Source organism: Lunatimonas salinarum (assembly GCF_017811155.1).
Taxonomy (GTDB): Bacteria; Bacteroidota; Bacteroidia; order Cytophagales; family Cyclobacteriaceae; genus Lunatimonas; species Lunatimonas salinarum.
In genome coordinates this window covers 332,459-350,526 of the sequence record NZ_JACVCV010000005.1, presented here as the reverse complement: position 1 = coordinate 350,526, position 18,068 = coordinate 332,459, and the positions used below count along the sequence as shown (strand labels likewise).

Below are 18,068 nucleotides of genomic sequence, written 5' to 3'. Positions count from 1 at the left end.
TAAAGGGGTTAATGTTCCGTGGCGTGGCTTGCATGGGTTGAATATACAAAATATTCGGATTAAGTCGGCAAGTAGTTCTACCGACATTGATAAGATCAGCCCGAGATCGTAGAGCGACACAGAAGCGAAGCAATTTCGTTTTTTTGTTGAATCGTAGGACTGTCGAATCGTTGGACCGAGCTGTTTACTATCTCGATCTTAAACCTTCGCGAGTCTTACGTCTTAAATCTTATGTCTCCTAAAGTGGATTGCTTCGGTAAGACCCGTCATTGCGAGCGACGTAGGAGCGAAGCAATCTTAATTCGCGGGTTCAGACGGCGATGTGGGATCGATAGTTTCTCGAGTCTTACATCTTATGTCTTATATCTTAAATCTTACGTCTCCTCAAGGAGATTGCTTCGGCTTGATACTACTTATCAACCTATTGAACGATTCCGTTTGTATCCTACTCCGTATCTGAATTACTGCATATCTTCAAGCCTCGCAATGACGGGGAGTGCATTGGCTGAGATTAGGGTCGCTTCGAAACTTTTGGTTTTAGACCGGATGTAGGATCGAACGTTTTGCGAGTCTTACGTCTTATGTCCTAAATCTTACGTCTCCTAAAAATCTCATGTCTCACATCTAACCGTCTACCTCACCCCAACCATCCCCGGGTTTTGGCGAAAGGGGAATGGCACCATGAACAGGGTAGGCGGCCAAAACTTGGGAAGAAGGAGCTTTTTGGCCCCCGGGTTGACACCCGGGGCTATAAACCTGCTACCCCTTTGGGGTTGGGGACTTCATCCGACAATATGGTTGCTAGGCTTTTGGGGTGTCAGCGATAAAACGAAATCGTGAATGTTTGCGAATCTTATGTCTTATTTCTCAGGTCTAAGGCCTCAAATCTCATATCTAACGTCCTAGTATCGCTTCGGATTTTTGGTGCTGGATGGGATGTAGGATCGAAAGATTTGCGAGTCTTACGTCTTATGTCCTAAATCTTATGTCTCCTAAAAATCTCATGTCTCACATCTAACCGTCTACCTCCACCCCAACCATCCCCGGGTTTTGGCGAAAGGGGGATGGCACCATGAACAGGGTAGGCGGCCAAAACTTGGGAAGAAGGAGCTTTTTGGCCCCAGGGATTTGACACCCGGGGCTATAAACATGCCACCCTTTTGGGGTTGGGGACTTCATCCGACAATATGGTTGCAACGCTTTTTGGGTGTCAGTGATAAAACGAAATCGTGAATGTTTGCGAATCTTACCAGCCCCTATTCCGATAAGTAAGTGCTTATTAATTTTTAAGACAAGGGATAAATATCGGTGATTGGGGGGCTCTATGGGTGGATCACGGAGCTTTACATACCATCAAGGGGGAAGTGGGGTACGGAAAAATGGAGCTTTTTAGGTGGTAACTTTCGGAGTTGGTTAAATGAATCATACCGTTTTTTTTGAATCTGCCACCAAACGCAGGATTTCGGCCAGTTCTTCCGGGGTTAGGTAACGCCACTCGCCTACCGGAAGATCTAGTCGGATATTCATGATGCGGATACGTTTCAGTTTGACCACCTCGTAGCCCAAGTAGGCACACATTCTCCGGATCTGTCGATTTAGCCCTTGGGTAAGTACGATATTGAAGGTTTTTTTACCCAGCTGACGGACTTGGCAGGGTGCCGTTACGGTATCCAAGATGGGTATACCCCCGCCCATTTGGCGAATGAAGTCGGAGTCAATGGGCCGGTTTACGGTCACGATGTATTCCTTTTCATGGTTGTTCCCTGCCCGGAGGATTTTATTCACGATATCCCCGTCGCTGGTGAGCAAAATCAACCCTTCGCTGGGTTTGTCTAATCGGCCGACGTGAAAAATCCTGCGTGGGTGGCCGATAAAGTCGATGATGTTGTCTTTTTCATTTGCCCTATCGGTGGTGCAGACAATCCCGACAGGTTTATTCAAGGCCAGGTACACGTGTTCTTCATCGGTTGGGTTTACGCGTTTTCCGTCTACCGTCACCTGATCGCCTGACTGAATCTTGGTGCCCATCTCCGGTACCAGTCCATTAATTTTCACCCTGCCTTCTTCGATCAGTCGATCGGCTTCCCGCCGTGAGCAGAATCCTATTTCGCTAAGGTATTTGTTGATCCGCGTGGCCATGGCTTACTTTCTTTCAAGGATCCAATCGGCCATGTCATTCAGCACAGCCTCGTTAAAGGTTTCGGAAATTTCAGCATACTCAGATACAGCCCCAGTTTGAGCAGTCTGAAACAGGTGGTTTAGGTCAGGGTATGTGATGACAGTGTGACGGGACTGATTGACCAGGGCCGTTTCTAAAGCCGCATGATTTTCCGCTGCGTTGACCTGTACGTCTTTGCCGCCAAAGCCAGCCCAGATGGGCACTTGAATCTGTTTGATAAGCACTTGGGGATCCGTACGGATGAAATGGAAAAACCATGGATCCAACAGCTGCCGGTAGTTGGCCAGTTGATCCTTTACCTGCTCCTGTAGCGAGGTGCCAGAGAGGCCGGATTGTTCTCCCTGTTGTCGTAGTACCTTTTCCATGGATATAGCGGCTGAGGTGGTGTCATCAGCGGTGACGATTGCTTGGTAAAGGGCTCCGTTAAAGGCTTTTTGAGATTGAATCAGTTCTTCTGGAGCGCCCGTTGCCCGGATGGCATCCTCCGTTTGCCTTTCCATGAGGTCTGCGATGGGCACTACGGGAGGCGCGAGGGCAAGGATATAGGCAGGCAGGGGACGCTGTTCTGCGGCAAGCATCCAAGCAATCAGTCCGCCTTCGCTATGTCCGATGAGGCCAATGCGCGCATGGTCCACAAACTCGTAATAGGGGAGCCTTTCCAGCGCAGCTCTTGCATCGTCCGCAAATCCCCGGCTGGTCGTGCCTTTAAAGTTTCCTTCTGATTGGCCCACGCCCCGTTCATCGTATCGGAAGACCACCATGCCCTTTCGGGTGAGAAAATCGGCTATTACCCAAAATGGTTTATGCCCGAGCAATTCTCCGTTTCGATCCTGCGGTCCCGACCCGTTTACCAGTACGACCGCAGGAAAGGGGCCGTTTCCGGAGGGCTTGGTGATCGTTCCTTTCAGCGCAGTTTTTTCAGGTCCGGAAAGGAAGGTTACTTCCATGGTTTCATAGGGGAAAGGAGGTTTGGGTTCTTGAGGCCGGTTCAGGCTCAAGGGCTGTGCCGATAGGCCGTTGGTCTTTGACAGATTAAGCGGAAGCTTGAACCCTCTCTGTGTAAACTGACCCTGAATGACGTTATTTTGTAACAGGCCCTCAAAGGACACACTTAATGCGTCGATTTCAAGCAGCAGCATCATGCCGTCAAACAAGACTTTGGATGCCTTAATTCCAAGTGCACTTTGGCTTGGACTGTCCATTTTTCCCCGCCATTCTCCTGAATCCTTATCAAAATGAAAAAGCAGCGGCAGTTTTTGAAATCCCAAGTCCAGCGTTCCCTCCCAGCTGCCGCTTAGCTCTGCCTGTGCTTGGAGTGACCTGCAATCGAAGAAAAGTAAGCATTGGCACAGAAATAATCCCAAGTAAAGCATTTTAGGCCTAATGGGAAGGAATGGCTGATGAGATGAAAGGTGTCTCATGGTTGGTTTGGCATGTTTTCTAGGTGACAACGGGAAACTTCCCAATTTCCGGATATAAAATTACCGGATTAATTAAAATAATTTAATCTGAAGCCTTTAAAAAAACCAATGCTCAACTATATGGTTCGTTTGATTATCCAAAAGACAAACTTGGAGAAATATTTTTCCGATAATATTGTATAGTGCCATATTTTTACTATGTTTAAGCGATTTTAGTATTCAAAACGAATAATTAAATCAATAATAACGAAATAATAATAGCTGTTAGTCAGTTATAATAAACCCAGCCTAAAGGAATCTTGACAGAGATTCCTTTTTTTATGCCCTTTTTTTAAACTGATTTTTTTGCAAAAAGCATAGATAATATAAAATATGGTTTAAAAATTAACCAGTTACTGTCTCGAAGATACGGCTAGTGGATGGTCTTATTTCAGAGAAAGCGTATATTGGCTAAAAGTATGCACATATATCCAACGGTGGATTAATTTCGCATCAAACCTGAATCGAATTTTCTGTCCATGGAATTTTCTCCCCATCCAATATTTGCTATTTTTGAGCCGCATACTAAATCCTAATCTACCCATGAAGAAACTACCCTTGCTTTTACTTGTCGTTTGTGTGCTTGTTTTACCTTCCTTTGGGCAACAGAAAATCAGGGCAGAAAAGATAGGTGACCGCATCGATATCTATATAGGCAACCTCTTTTTTACCAGTTATCATTTTGCATCAAATGAAAAATACCCCTTTTTCTATCCCGTAAACGGTCCCTCTGGTGCATCCGTGACATCTAAACGAAACGGAACCTACCCCCATCACAGTTCACTTTTTTTCGGTTGCGACAAAGTAAATGGGGGGAATTACTGGCAGGAGGGCCTGGACAGGGGACAAATAGTAACCCTCCGAGCAGAAATTGATCAAAAGATGGACGATCAGGTGGTGATTCATAATGAAACGGTCTGGACGAGACCGGGCGCGAACGCACCCATCAAAGACATCCGAAAGATCACTATCAGCAGCCCTTCCCCGTCGGTGTTTCAGATTGACTTTGAGGTAGACATGGAAATGCTGGAGGATGTAGTCATCGAAAAGACCAATCATTCGCTTTTTAGTGGCCGAATGGACCCAGACTTAGCCGTGGTCAACGGAGGTACCCTCATCAATGCGGAAGGGGAGAAGGGAGAGAAGGAGACCTTCGGAAAGCAGTCTCCATGGATGGATTTTTACGGTAAGCGTGGTGACGGAATAGAGGGGATGGCCATCATGCAGCATCCATCAAATGCCTGGTACCCCTCTCCTTGGTTTACGCGGGATTACGGTTTTTTTTCACCCACTCCGATGTATTGGCCTGAAAATGATACAGCTACACACCTTTCAAAGGGAGAGGTGGTCAAGTTGAAATACAGGGTGTTGGTACATAGCGGGGACCATGTACAGGCTGAAATAGCCAAGTATTTTGATACTTATACTAAATGATATCTCTCATAAATAGTCGGTTAGGTAGAGTAATTGGACGCCGGATCCCGTCCCAACCAGACTACCCGCAATGACTTCGCTCCAATGGTGACGGCCTAAACTCACCCTCGCCCAGGCCAGCCAGGGTGCCAAGGCGATTAATCCCAAGGCCATCGGAACATGTAAAGGAAGCATGGCCATTGCGAGGTAGGAACATACGGCTAGATGCAATGAAGACTTGAGCCGAAAATTCAGTAAAAACGTAAGGAGTATTGCTTGAATCAGCAGGAGAGACCCAAGGAATATTTCTTTAGGTTGATCGCTTAGGTGCAAGAAAGCCACCAAAATGGCGGCAAGGAGAAAGATAACGCCAAACATCGAAAACCGCTGTTCTCTAATGGACACGTCGAAATTTGCATATACCCCTTGCTTCCACTTGATCCAGTTCCATACGATCAAAGGAATGATGGTAATGCCCAACATCCCGGAGATGGTGTAAAGGGCAGCGTCGAATTCCTGTAGCCTCAGGTTGCTATAAAAGACGAACAACGTCAGGATGACCAAAGGGTGTGCCAAACGGGAGAGAAACAGTGCCAGTGGTTGGTTCATGGGGGGCTGATTGAAAAATTATTTTAAATATACAGGCATATACCTATCTTTCAAAAAAAACCATTTGGATTCATGCGACCTTTGAAGGTGATTTTAGTTATCTGCTGGCTTTTGGGGCCCATTTACATGCTTTCCGCGCAGCAGTCATCGGCCACTATGGACATTTACTTGGCGATAGGCCAATCGAACATGGCAGGACGTGCCGAGGTACCCTCGAATCTTACCGGAGAAATATCCGGAGTCTTCTTGTTTACGGGAGATGACATAACCCCTTGGGTTCCAGCAAAGAATCCATTAAACCTGTATTCATCCATCAGAAAGGAAGAGAGCATGCAGCGGTTGAGCCCTGCTTATTCCTTTGCTCGCCAAATGTCAAAAAAATCTGATGCGAAGGTGGGATTGGTGGTAAATGCCCGGGGTGGCAGTGCGATAGCAGAGTGGATGCCCGGTACACCCTTTTACCAAGATCTACTACAAAAGGCAAGAGAGGCTTCCACTTTTGGGGTAATAAAGGGCGTTATCTGGCATCAAGGCGAATCGGACCTAAGTAAACTAGACACCTACTTGGTTAGTCTACAAACCTTGATTACTCAGATACGAACAGATCTAGAGTTACCGGAATTACCTTTTGTCGCAGGTGAAATTGCGGAGGACCAGGCAGGAAGAGAGGCGTTTAACCAATTGATTAGGCGTTTACCTAATTTGGTTAGTCGCACGGGAGTTGCGTCTTCTAAAGGAACGAAGACGTTTGATAAGGTCCATTTCGATACCAAAAGCCAGCTCAAATTAGGTAAACGATACGCTAAAGAAATGATAAAATTGATCCGATGAGATTTCTTTCCATTGTTTTCATACTAGTTGGTATGGTCGCTTTGAGTCATCCCGCATATACGCAGCAGGTAACATCTCCCCAGTTTTCGTTTGGTGTAATCACAGACGTTCAATATGCTGACAAAGATCAGGTAGGTTTACGCAATTACCGGGGAACGTTAGCCACGCTGAATAATACCATAAAGGAGTTAAACAAGCATACTTTATCGTTTACGGTCAACCTAGGGGACCTTATTGACGAAGATTTCGCCAGTTTTGAAAAGCCTATGGCATTACTTGAAAATAGCCGTGCCAAGCTGTACCACGTATTTGGAAACCATGATTATAGCATCGCTGATGAACACAAGGAGAAAGTGCCCACACTCTTGGGAAACCCCGAAGGATATCACGCTTTTACGCAGGGCAATATACAGTTTGTAGTACTGAATGGGATGGACGTCAGTTTGGATGGACACCGCAAGGATTCCAAGGGATATATAAAAGCGGGAGCTTTACTGGAAGGCTTGGAAGCAGCAGGTGCCAACAATGCCAAACCTTGGAATGGAGGTATTGGGAAGAAGCAATTAAACTGGTTTAAAAGACGGTTGAAATCGGGGGAAAGGAAAGGGGTCAAGACCATCGTGTTTTGCCATTACCCGGTTTTACCGGAAAATGGGCTACAATTACTCAACCATACCGAGGTTATACAAATGATTGCGGCATCTCCAGGAGTGGTAGCTTATTTTTCAGGTCATCATCATGGGGGCAATTATGTGTTGGATGATGGAGTGCACCACCTAACCTTCTACGGGATGGTGGAGTCTCCCACAGATGCCTTGGGTGCGGTGGTAGATGTTTATTCCGATCGCTTACAGATCAGGGGGATTGGAAAGCAAGAGGACCGGGTACTGCCCTTCAGGTAGAAAAAAATGCCGGTGCTAAACCACTGGAAATGCGTCAACTGGGCGATGCTTTGCCAATGGGGGCCTCATGGAACCGTATTAATATTTATATTAGCGGCTTAATTCCTCAAACTATGTACGCAAGATTATCCAAGGCATTCTATTTTCTGAGTGTCGTTTTCTTTCTGATTGCTTTTATGTATATGTATTCCGCCTCTCCGGAATTTGTCACGTATGAGCTCTCTGACCGGGGATTACCTCTAAAGCAACTCAGTAAGGATAGCTTCTTTTACCTTACCGTGGCGTTGTTTTTGGTTTCCAACGTTTTGCTGATACTGCCTGCAAAACTGGTAGAGATGCAATACACCCTTACATTAAAGCGTGTATTTCCGAAGGGAGACCCGTTCAGGGAACAGGTGCTGTCTTGGATTTATTCGTTCACGGGGATTGTCAATATTTCTACCGTGGCACTGGTGTTTTATCTATACAGTATCACCAACCAACATGAAATCAAAAGCGAGGAATTTAATGTCTTTTTTTACCTGGTACCGGCTTTATTTGTCGCTTGGATTGTCGCACTCTTTGTAATATTGGCCGTCAAGATCAAGCAGGTTAGGTCTGGTTCCGCTTTATCGTAGCAAAAACGAACAGCAATGGCAGAAAATGTAAAATACACCGAAGATAGCATCAAATCCCTTGATTGGCGGGAGCATATCCGGCTCCGTCCGGGTATGTATATTGGCAAATTGGGGGATGGAAGTGCACAAGATGATGGTATTTATGTGTTGGTAAAAGAGGTGCTGGATAACAGCATCGATGAACACATGATGGGGTATGGGCGCACAATCGACATAAAGATCTCCGAACACCTTGTGGAAGTTAGGGATTACGGCAGGGGAATTCCACTTGGAAAGGTCATAGACTGTGTTTCCAAGATAAATACAGGAGGTAAGTATGATTCGGGGGCCTTTCAGAAGTCGGTGGGCCTTAATGGCGTGGGTACCAAAGCGGTAAATGCCCTTTCGGAGTATTTCCGGGTACAGTCATTCCGGGATGGTGAAACCAAGGTTGCCGAATTTGAGAAAGGGATTCTAAAAGAAGACCGGCCCTTGGAGAAGACATCAGAGCGAAATGGTACCAAGGTGGTATTTACCCCGGACTCTACGGTTTTTAAAAATTATCATTTCATTCCCGAGTACCTAGAGAATCAAATATGGAATTATGCGTTCCTGAACGCGGGCCTTACCATTAATTACAACGGAAAGAAGTTCTTTTCGGAGCGGGGGCTGTACGATCTTTTGATGCGAAAGGTGGATGAGGATCAGATCCGTTATCCCGTGATTCATCTAAAGGGTAGGGATATAGAAATGGCCATCACCCACAGCAATCAGTACGGCGAAGAATATTATTCATTTGTAAACGGTCAATTCACCACTCAGGGAGGCACCCACTTGGCAGCTTTTCGGGAGGCAATCGTAAAGACGCTAAGGGAATTTTACAAGAAGGATTATGATGCCTCGGATATTCGGCAGTCGGTGGTAGCGGCAGTGGCAGTAAGGGTTCAAGAACCGGTTTTTGAATCCCAGACCAAGACCAAGTTGGGCTCACAAAGCGTGGGTCCAGATGGTCCGACGCTACGGACCTTCGTCAATGATTTTGTAAAAACAGAGCTGGACAACTACTTACATAAAAACCCCTCAGTGGCCGATGCGCTCCTCAAACGAATCCTTCAGTCAGAGCGGGAACGAAAGGAAATCTCCGGTATTAAGAAGCTGGCTAACGAGCGGGCAAAGAAGGCCAATCTGCATAATAAAAAGCTACGGGATTGTAGGGCGCACTACGACGACCAAAAAGCGGACGAAGAGCTGCGAAATAACACTATGCTGTTTATCACCGAAGGGGACTCAGCTTCCGGTTCCATCACCAAATCCCGCAATGTACAGACCCAGGCCGTGTTTTCGCTGCGTGGAAAGCCGTTGAATTGCTTTGGGATGACCAAAAAGGTGGTTTACGAAAACGAAGAATTCAACCTGCTTCAACACGCGTTGAATATAGAAGATGGAATAGAAGGGCTACGTTATCGGAAAATCGTAATTGCAACGGATGCGGACGTGGACGGCATGCATATCAGGCTGTTGATTATGACGTATTTTCTGCAGTTTTTCCCGGATTTGGTCCGAAACGGGCACCTTTTTATCCTGGATACCCCGCTATTTCGGGTTAGGAATAAAAAGGAAACCATCTATTGCTACACCGACGAGGAACGGCAACGGGCCATCCACAAGTTGGGCAAAAGTGCAGAGATCACCCGGTTCAAGGGACTCGGGGAGATATCGCCCGAGGAGTTTGGTACCTTTATCGGCGACGAGATTAGGCTCGATCCCATCATTCTCAATAAAGAGACCAAGATCAGCGAGTTGTTGAGCTTTTACATGGGCAAAAACACACCCAACCGGCAGACTTTCATCATTGACAACCTGAGAATTGAAAAAGACCTGGCACTGGATGACCCTAGGAAGGCGCAGGGAGAAGAGGACAGCGAGGCAGCCTAGAACCACTTCATTTCCTATCCTAGGCAGCAAAAGCGATTAAGGGTGATTAATTGAGGATAAAATGGATTTCGGTAGGATCGGTTTAACTGACCTGCTTGGTAAATCAAAATCAGAAAATATTACATGAGTGAAGAGCAAAATGAGCTAGAAGGTAAAGGAGGAGATAGTCTGCATGATTCTGTGCCGGTGACCGGCATGTACAAAGATTGGTTTTTGGATTATGCATCCTACGTCATACTGGAGCGAGCAGTGCCAGCGATTGAGGATGGATTAAAGCCCGTTCAGCGCCGGATTCTGCATGCGATGAAGGAAATGGACGATGGGCGATTCAATAAAGTAGCCAATATTATTGGCCAATCCATGCAATATCACCCCCATGGAGACGCGTCTATCGGTGATGCCATTGTGAATTTGGGACAAAAGGACCTTTTGATCGAAACGCAGGGTAACTGGGGCGATGTGCGTACCGGAGACGGTGCTGCGGCGGCCCGGTATATCGAGGCGCGACTTTCCAAGTTTGCGTTGGAGGTTGTGTTTAATCCACAGACAACGGAATGGCAGCTCTCTTACGATGGCCGGAAACGGGAACCTGTTACGCTACCGGTTAAGTTTCCACTACTTTTGGCGCAAGGGGTAGAGGGAATTGCGGTAGGTTTGTCCACCAAAATACTGCCCCATAATTTTTGTGAGCTGATCGAAGGCTCTATAAGTATCTTACGCGGTGAAAAGACCAATGTTTTGCCCGACTTTCCCACCGGAGGTCTGGCAGATTTTTCGGAATACAATGAAGGCCTTCGCGGCGGTAGGGTAAAAGTCAGGGCCCGAATTGAGGAAGGGGATAATAAGACATTGATTATCAAAGATATTCCCTTTGGGACTACGACCAACTCTCTGATTGATTCCATTATTCGTGCAAACGACAAAGGGAAAATCAAGATCAAAAAAGTAGTGGATAATACAGCCAAAGATGTAGAGATACAGATTCAACTGGCACCCGGTCAGTCTCCCGATATGACCATCGACGCACTCTACGCCTTTACTGACTGTGAGGTTAGCATTTCCCCCAATGCCTGTGTGATTGTAGAAGAAAAACCTGTTTTTCTTTCGGTAAACGACATGCTGGCTTACAATACGCAGTTGACAAGAGAGCTTCTGCGAAGGGAATTGGAAATCCGTAAGGGGGAGTTGATGGAAAAGCTGTTGTTTTCATCCCTGGAAAAGATATTTATAGAAAACCGGATTTACCGAGACATCGAAGAATGTACCACATGGGAGTCGGTTTTGGAAACGATTGATCGCGGACTGGATCCCTACAAACCTGATTTTTACCGAGAGATCACCACGGAGGATATTATCCGCCTGACAGAGATTAAGATCAAGCGCATTTCGAAGTTTGACGCCTTTAAGGCCGATGAACTGATGCGCAGGCTTCAGGACGAGCTGGCAGAGGTCAACCATCACTTAAATCACCTCACCGACTATGCCATCAGCTACTACGGTAACCTGCTGCAGAAATACGGGAAAGGGCGTGAGCGGAAAACCGAGATCCGGGCCTTTGATACAATAGAGGCCACCGTGGTCGCAGCCAATAACGCAAAGCTATATGTCAACCGATCAGATGGATTTGTGGGGTATGGACTTAAAAAGGACGAGTTTGTATGCGACTGTTCGGATTTGGATGATGTGGTCGTAATCCGGAGGGACGGGGTGTGCGTGGTAACCCGAATTCAGGAAAAGGGCTTTGTGGGAAAGGATATTATTCATGTTGGGATATTCCGGAAGGGCGACGAGCGGATGGTGTATAACCTGATTTACCTTGACGGAGCGTCCGGCAGAACCATGGTAAAGCGGTTTCAGGTTTTGGCAGTGACCAGGGATCGCGAATACGATCTAACAAAGGGAACAAAGGGTTCCAAGGTTTTGTATCTCACGGCCAATCCAAATGGCGAAGCAGAGGTCGTGTCTGTTAGCTTGACCCAAGGGTCTAAGGCGCGGGTGAAAGTATTCGATTTTGACTTTAGTGCCATAGAGATCAAGGGGCGCGGAGCCGCTGGCAACATCCTCACCAAATATCCGGTACGGAAAATTCAATTTAAAATGCAGGGGGCATCTACCCTCGGTGGGTTGGATATTTACTACGATTCCGCCATAGGACGCCTGAATACCGATCAGCGGGGCAAGAAAATCGGGAATTTCCTTGGAGAGGATAGGATATTGGTTTTTTATAAAAGCGGAGACTACGAGCTTACCTCATTTGAGCTTACCAATCGCTATGAATCATCTCAGGTGTTGCTGATTGAGAAATTTGATCCTGCGAAAGTGATATCAGCCGTTTACTATGACGGTGCAGCAAAGGCCTTCTATGTAAAGCGTTTCGTTATCGAAACCAGTACGATGAACAAGAAGTTCAATGCGATTTCTGACCATCGTCAGTCCTACCTAAAGATTGTTTCTACCGATAAGCAACCGCAAGTAAAAGTGGTCCTGAAGAAGGGCAAGGAAATCGAGGAACATGAGTACGACTTGGATATGCTGATAGATGTAAAGGGCTGGAAGGCAATTGGAAACAAGCTGTCTTCCTATCCGATAGACGACGTGGTTTTGCTCAGTGGTGCTTCGGACGATTCAGGGGAAGAGGCGGATGAAGAATTGGAAGTTGGTTCTACGTTGGATTTTAAAATCAAGAAGGACGAAGAAGAAGACTCCGATGATCAGTTGGGGCTTTTTTAGCATGAACAGTGAAATGACGCCGGTTTTTGGTTGGATGCCTCGTATCGGTGGAATAACAAAGCGAATTACATGGATGCCATAGAATCTCGGTTTTTGACATACCTTAAAAACTACATTACGCCCCATAAGCTTGAACGGATCGAGGAGGTGCTTACGGCCCGCACCCGGTATTTTACGGTCGTTTTGGAGGATATCTACAAACCGCATAATGCATCAGCCGTATTACGTACCGCCGATTGTTTTGGCATTCAGGATGTGCATGTGATAGAAAAGGCTAATACCTATAAGATCAATCCCTACGTGACCAGGGGTGCAGCCCAGTGGGTTGATGTCCATAAATATGCAGAGCTGGCCGGATCTCCTGTTAGCACCTGTTTTGACCACCTGCGGAGCCAGGGGTATCAGATTATAGCTACCAGTCCGCGGAGTGAGAGTCTGTCCATCCAAGAGTTTTTCCCAGACCGTAAAACCGCCTTGGTGTTCGGCAACGAACATGAGGGAGTCAGTGAAGACGTGATCAAGCAAGCGGATGGCCTCATCCACATTCCTATGTACGGATTCACCGAAAGCTTTAATATTTCTGTTACCGCGTCGGTTTTTTTATACGATTTTTTGGCAAAGCTTAGAGGAAGCTGGCCGGAAGGTTTTTTCTTGAAGGAATCGGAAAAAGAAGCCTTGAGGTATCGTTGGTATCAGGAAATTGTCAAAAATGCAGAGATACATCGGAATGCTTTTTTCGGATCAAATCAAATACCGTGATACAGCTATTATTCCTCATGGGATCAAGCGTTTTCTTTTAAAAGCCGTTGGCAATTGCCATCTTTGCAGGAAGATTGAACGCGCCTGTTTGTAAAGGACGCTATTACCAAAACGAAAAGTTAGATGTCTAATCAAGAAATCAAGATTACGTTTCCCGATGGTTCAGTTCGGGAATTTGAAAAGGGAAGTACTGGCTTGCAGATTGCCACTAGTATCAGTGAGGGATTGGCGAGGAACGTGCTAGCGGCAAAAGTAAACGGGGAGGTATGGGATGCCACCCGGCCACTGCAAACCGACGCATCCATTGAATTGCTGACGTGGAATGACCGGGAGGGCAAGTCCACTTTTTGGCATTCATCTGCCCACTTGATGGCAGAAGCATTGGAAGCACTCTATCCGGGTATCAAATTTGGTATTGGTCCACCGATTGAAAACGGATTTTACTACGATGTTGATTTCGGAGACAAGCCACTTGACGGGGCGGAGTTGGAAAAAATCGAGGCCAAGATGGCAGAACTGGCCAAGAAGAAAAATGAATATATTCGAAAGGACGTTGCGAAGCCGGCGGCGGTTGAATATTTTAAAGCCAAAGGCGACGAATACAAGCTCGATTTGCTGGAGCGATTGGAAGATGGTACCATTACCTTTTATGAGCAAGGCAACTTTGTAGACCTGTGCCGGGGGCCCCATATCCCCCACACGGGATTTATCAAGGCGATTAAGCTATTGAACATTGCCGGCGCCTATTGGCGCGGAGACGAGAAGAACAAGATGCTCACGCGAATCTATGGGATTACCTTCCCCAAGGCCAAGGAGCTACAGGAGTACCTTACCCTGCTAGAAGAAGCAAAGAAGCGGGATCACCGAAAGTTAGGCAGGGAATTGGAGCTGTTTACATTCTCTGAGAAGGTTGGGATGGGCTTGCCATTATGGCTTCCAAAAGGCACGCTACTTCGGGAAAGGTTGGTTAATTTTCTGAAGAAGGAACAGGATAGGTCTGGATACCAGCAGGTAATCACGCCTCACATTGGACACAGAGCACTTTACGAGACCTCTGGTCATTACGAGAAATATGGCAAGGATTCATTTCAGCCCATTGCGACTCCCAACGAGGGCGAGTCTTTTTTGCTAAAGCCTATGAATTGTCCGCACCATTGTGAGATTTATAAAAGTAAACCCAGATCTTACAAAGAGCTTCCTGTGCGATATGCAGAATTTGGTACCGTATATCGGTACGAGCAAAGTGGCGAATTGCATGGCCTTACCAGGGTGAGGGGGTTTACTCAGGATGATGCGCATATTTTTTGCCGCCAAGACCAGGTCAAGGAGGAGTTTGTAAAAGTTATCGATTTGGTGTTGTATGTATTCAAGGCGCTCGGATTTGATGATTTTACGGCACAAGTTTCGCTCAGAGATCCTGCGGATAAGCAGAAGTACATCGGAGAGGACGAGGCTTGGAATAGGGCGGAACGGGCCATTATAGAGGCGGCAAAGGAACGTGGTCTGGTTACTGTGACAGAATTGGGCGAGGCGGCTTTTTACGGTCCTAAATTAGACTTTATGGTAAAGGATGCTCTTGGCAGAAGTTGGCAGCTGGGCACTATTCAGGTGGATTACCAATTACCTCAACGCTTCGAACTGGAGTATGTAGGGGCGGATAATCAACGACACAGGCCGGTGATGATACATCGGGCACCTTTTGGATCGCTGGAGCGTTTTGTCGCTGTTTTGATAGAACACTGTGCGGGAAATTTCCCCTTGTGGCTAGCGCCAGAGCAAGTGATTATCCTGCCGATATCAGAAAAATACGTGGATTATGCCGAGGAGATAAAGTCGCATCTGGATGAAAAGGGTATCACCGGTAGTATTGACAACCGGGATGAGAAAATCGGCCGTAAGATACGGGATGCCGAAGTCAAAAAGATACCGTTTATGATCATTGTTGGCGAAAAGGAACAGGAACAAGGAATGCTGTCTCTCAGGAAGCATGGTGCTGGAGATCAGGGGACCTTTACTACGGAGGGCTTTGTGGCCTATTTTCAGGACATTATAAACGCTTCACTCAGCAAATAAAGAAGGTATAAAAAAAATGTTGGATTTTTTATAATTCAAAATTTATTCGATATTTGCAGCTTAAATCTAAAAACAACCATAAACATTTTGAGAGGAAAAAGAACTTATACTCCGAGACAAGAAGAGCCATACAAAGTTAATTCCAAAATCAGGGCTAGGGAAGTCAGGGTAGTGGGCGATTTCGTCGAAGGCGGAAATGCTGTAATGCCTACGGACAAGGCTATTAAACTGGCAGAGGAAAATGGGCTTGATCTCGTTGAAATTTCTCCTTCCGCTGTACCGCCTGTGTGCAAGGTGATTGACTACGCTAAGTTTAAATACGAGCAGAAAAAGAAGCAGAAGGAAATCAAATCCAATGCGGCAAAAACGGTAGTGAAGGAGATCAGGTTTGGACCCAATACGGACGACCATGATTTTGACTTCAAACTGAAGCATGCCATTAACTTTCTCAAAGAAGGAGCGAAAGTAAAGGCCTATGTACATTTCGTAGGGCGTACCATCGTTTTTAAAGAACGGGGCGAGATGTTATTGCTAAAGTTTGCACAGGCACTGGAGGAATACGGACAAGTCGAACAACTTCCCAAAATGGAGGGGAAACGGATGAATATATTTGTTGCCCCAAAAGCAGGTAAGAAATAATTTCAACTAACAGATAGAGTAATGCCAAAAGTAAAAACAAAATCAAGTGCGAAAAAGCGGTTTACCTTAACAGGTACCGGGAAAATCAGAAGGAAGCATGCTTACAAAAGCCATATCCTGACCAAAAAGTCTACAAAAAGGAAGAAGAATCTGACTAAAATGGGCTTTGTACATACGTCAGATGAAGGCCGGGTACGGGATATGTTGAGAATCTAATTTTCCAAAACAAACAAAGGTTATTTATTCACCGGATGCTTGGTTATAAAAGTCCGAGAGGCACCAAGTGTTAAAAATTAAAAATTATGCCAAGATCAGTAAATGCAGTAGCTTCCAGGGCTAGGAGAAAGAAAGTGCTAAAGGCCACCAAGGGATACTTCGGAAGAGGTAAAAACGTTTGGACCGTAGCCAAAAACAAGTATGAGAAAGGATTGCAGTATGCTTACAGGGATCGTAAAGTTAAGAAACGTGAGTTTCGTAAGCTTTGGATTCAGCGTATCAATGCCGGTGCCAGAATACATGGCGTTTCCTACTCACAACTAATGGGGTTATTGAAGAAGGCAGATATCGAGCTGAACCGGAAGGTGTTGGCAGACCTTGCCATGAATCATCCCGACGCATTCAAAGCTGTAGTTGAAAAGGTAAAGTAAGTTTCGCACAGACCTACTTTATAAAGAAGGCCCTCATTCGAGGGCTTTTTTTTGTGTTGTGTGTCCCCAAGGTAGTGAACTGTGTAGTGATAATCCATCGCCTATCTACTCATTCTGCTCAATTAAACCCGGATCGGCGAAAACAGTTATGGGCTCAGGCCAGGGGAAAAGCCCATCAATCACTAAACAAGTGCAACATTGCAGAGAGTTATGGTTTGGCAGCCGGGTTGGGCTTGCCCCCATTTCCCATTACCGGATTTGAGGAATTTTTCTCTGTTGAGAGCGATATTTTTAGAATGATAATTTTCGACCAATATGCAGTACCAAGGCCTAAACCTGGTGGTGAAGCCTTTGATAGCTTTGATGTTGTGGAATTTAAACCGCGTGATTAAATCAGCAGTCATTCCGATGTACAGCCTGTCAGCGGAGAATGAATAGAGTACGTATACGGTAAACATAAAAACAGAAGAAGCCCCAAGACAAGGGGCTTCCAAGTAGCGAGGACGGGAGTTGAACCCGTGTCCGCCTAGGCGGATATGAATCCTGCGCTCAGCCTGGCCGATTCATTTTTATTTTGTAATTAGCCAGTAAAAATGACATGCGTTAGAATTGTCTGCTAATTTTGGTTTTGCGCTATTTGTAAATTGGGAGGATGGTATTTCTGATCCATTGCCTTCCATTACCGGATTTGAGGAATTTTTCTCTGTTGAGAGCGATATTTTTAGAATGATAATTTTCGACCAATATGCAGTACCAAGGCCTAAACCTGGTGGTGAAGCCTTTGATAGCTTTGATGTTGTGGAATTTAAACCGCGTGATTAAATCAGCAGTCATTCCGATGTACAGCCTGTCAGCGGAGAATGAATAGAGTACGTATACGGTAAACATAAAAACAGAAGAAGCCCCAAGACAAGGGGCTTCCAAGTAGCGAGGACGGGAGTTGAACCCGTGTCCGCCTAGGCGGATATGAATCCTGCGCTCTAACCGACTGAGCTACCTCGCCAAATTGACTAATATATTTTAACACCAACTATTTTCAGGAGTTGAACCCGTGTCCGCCTAGGCGGATATGAATCCTGCGCTCTAACCGACTGAGCTACCTCGCCAAATTGACTAATATATTTTAACACCAACTATTTTCAGGAGTTGAACCTGTGTCCGCCTAGGCGGATATGAATCCTGCGCTCTAACCGACTGAGCTACCTCGCCAAATTGACTAATATATTTTAACACCAACTATTTTCAGGAGTTGAACCCGTGTCCGCCTAGGCGGATATGAATCCTGCGCTCTAACC

General features: G+C 46.0%; 16 protein-coding genes and 1 tRNA gene. 11 read left to right on the top strand and 6 right to left on the bottom strand.

Features of this window, described 5'->3' with window-relative positions; all coding sequences use genetic code 11:
- Positions 1-1,422: 1,422 nt before the first annotated feature.
- Together rluF and IAQ59_RS08475 are read right to left on the bottom strand one after the other, a co-directional pair.
- Positions 1,423-2,139, bottom strand: coding sequence for a 23S rRNA pseudouridine(2604) synthase RluF (gene rluF / locus IAQ59_RS08480; protein WP_209330357.1), 717 nt, complete (start codon positions 2,137-2,139; stop codon positions 1,423-1,425).
- 3 nt (positions 2,140-2,142) lie between these two features.
- Complete coding sequence (locus IAQ59_RS08475) at positions 2,143-3,600, bottom strand: alpha/beta hydrolase (RefSeq protein ID WP_209330356.1); 1,458 nt, start codon at positions 3,598-3,600, stop codon at positions 2,143-2,145.
- A gap of 582 nt (positions 3,601-4,182) precedes the next feature.
- Here IAQ59_RS08475 and IAQ59_RS08470 point away from each other — a divergent pair.
- Positions 4,183-5,073 (top strand): DUF6807 domain-containing protein, encoded by an 891-nt coding sequence (locus IAQ59_RS08470; protein WP_209330355.1) that lies wholly within the window; start codon positions 4,183-4,185, stop codon positions 5,071-5,073.
- Positions 5,074-5,079: 6 nt separating this feature from the next.
- Here IAQ59_RS08470 and IAQ59_RS08465 read toward each other — a convergent pair whose 3' ends face one another.
- Positions 5,080-5,661 (bottom strand): phosphatase PAP2 family protein, encoded by a 582-nt coding sequence (locus tag IAQ59_RS08465; RefSeq protein WP_209330354.1) that lies wholly within the window; start codon positions 5,659-5,661, stop codon positions 5,080-5,082.
- 72 nt (positions 5,662-5,733) lie between these two features.
- On the opposite strand from IAQ59_RS08465, the gene IAQ59_RS08460 reads away from it, so the two are divergent.
- The 10 genes from IAQ59_RS08460 (at position 5,734) to rplT (ending at position 16,773) form a co-directional block, all read left to right on the top strand.
- A complete protein-coding gene (locus tag IAQ59_RS08460) occupies positions 5,734-6,492 on the top strand; it encodes a sialate O-acetylesterase (RefSeq protein ID WP_209330353.1) in 759 nt (252 codons plus the stop codon).
- Positions 6,489-7,394 carry a metallophosphoesterase gene (locus IAQ59_RS08455; RefSeq protein WP_209330352.1) on the top strand — a complete coding sequence of 302 codons (906 nt, stop codon included), beginning with the start codon at positions 6,489-6,491 and terminating at the stop codon, positions 7,392-7,394. Before IAQ59_RS08460 ends, IAQ59_RS08455 begins: the two co-directional genes overlap by 4 nt.
- Positions 7,395-7,507: 113 nt before the next feature.
- Entirely contained in the window at positions 7,508-8,011 is a 504-nt protein-coding gene (locus IAQ59_RS08450) for a DNA topoisomerase IV (protein ID WP_209330351.1), read from the top strand.
- A 15-nt stretch (positions 8,012-8,026) separates the two neighbouring features.
- Positions 8,027-9,925, top strand: a complete 1,899-nt coding sequence (locus tag IAQ59_RS08445) for a DNA topoisomerase IV subunit B (RefSeq protein ID WP_209330350.1) — start codon at positions 8,027-8,029, stop codon at positions 9,923-9,925.
- 123 nt (positions 9,926-10,048) lie between these two features.
- The gene (locus IAQ59_RS08440) at positions 10,049-12,655 is read left to right on the top strand and encodes a DNA gyrase/topoisomerase IV subunit A (protein ID WP_209330349.1); all 2,607 of its coding nucleotides are present in this window, start codon (positions 10,049-10,051) and stop codon (positions 12,653-12,655) included.
- A gap of 69 nt (positions 12,656-12,724) precedes the next feature.
- Positions 12,725-13,414: a TrmH family RNA methyltransferase gene (locus tag IAQ59_RS08435; RefSeq protein WP_209330348.1), complete on the top strand. Its 690-nt coding sequence runs from the start codon at positions 12,725-12,727 to the stop codon at positions 13,412-13,414.
- Between the two features lie 123 nt (positions 13,415-13,537).
- On the top strand, positions 13,538-15,487 hold the full coding sequence (gene thrS / locus IAQ59_RS08430; protein WP_209330347.1) for a threonine--tRNA ligase: 1,950 nt from the start codon (positions 13,538-13,540) through the stop codon (positions 15,485-15,487).
- Between the two features lie 87 nt (positions 15,488-15,574).
- Positions 15,575-16,126, top strand: a complete 552-nt coding sequence (gene infC, locus IAQ59_RS08425) for a translation initiation factor IF-3 (protein ID WP_209330346.1) — start codon at positions 15,575-15,577, stop codon at positions 16,124-16,126.
- A 21-nt stretch (positions 16,127-16,147) separates the two neighbouring features.
- Positions 16,148-16,342 (top strand): 50S ribosomal protein L35, encoded by a 195-nt coding sequence (gene rpmI, locus IAQ59_RS08420; RefSeq protein ID WP_209330345.1) that lies wholly within the window; start codon positions 16,148-16,150, stop codon positions 16,340-16,342.
- 86 nt (positions 16,343-16,428) lie between these two features.
- Complete coding sequence (gene rplT, locus IAQ59_RS08415; protein WP_209330344.1) at positions 16,429-16,773, top strand: 50S ribosomal protein L20; 345 nt, start codon at positions 16,429-16,431, stop codon at positions 16,771-16,773.
- Positions 16,774-16,955: 182 nt separating this feature from the next.
- On the opposite strand, the gene IAQ59_RS08410 is transcribed toward rplT, so the two are convergent.
- The 3 genes from IAQ59_RS08410 to IAQ59_RS08400 all read right to left on the bottom strand — a co-directional run bounded on the left by IAQ59_RS08410 (position 16,956) and on the right by IAQ59_RS08400 (position 17,776).
- Positions 16,956-17,231 (bottom strand): GIY-YIG nuclease family protein, encoded by a 276-nt coding sequence (locus IAQ59_RS08410; protein WP_209330374.1) that lies wholly within the window; start codon positions 17,229-17,231, stop codon positions 16,956-16,958.
- 175 nt (positions 17,232-17,406) lie between these two features.
- A complete protein-coding gene (locus IAQ59_RS08405) occupies positions 17,407-17,607 on the bottom strand; it encodes a GIY-YIG nuclease family protein (RefSeq protein WP_245189508.1) in 201 nt (66 codons plus the stop codon).
- Positions 17,608-17,698: 91 nt separating this feature from the next.
- Positions 17,699-17,776, bottom strand: a tRNA-Met gene (locus tag IAQ59_RS08400).
- Positions 17,777-18,068: the final 292 nt, after the last annotated feature.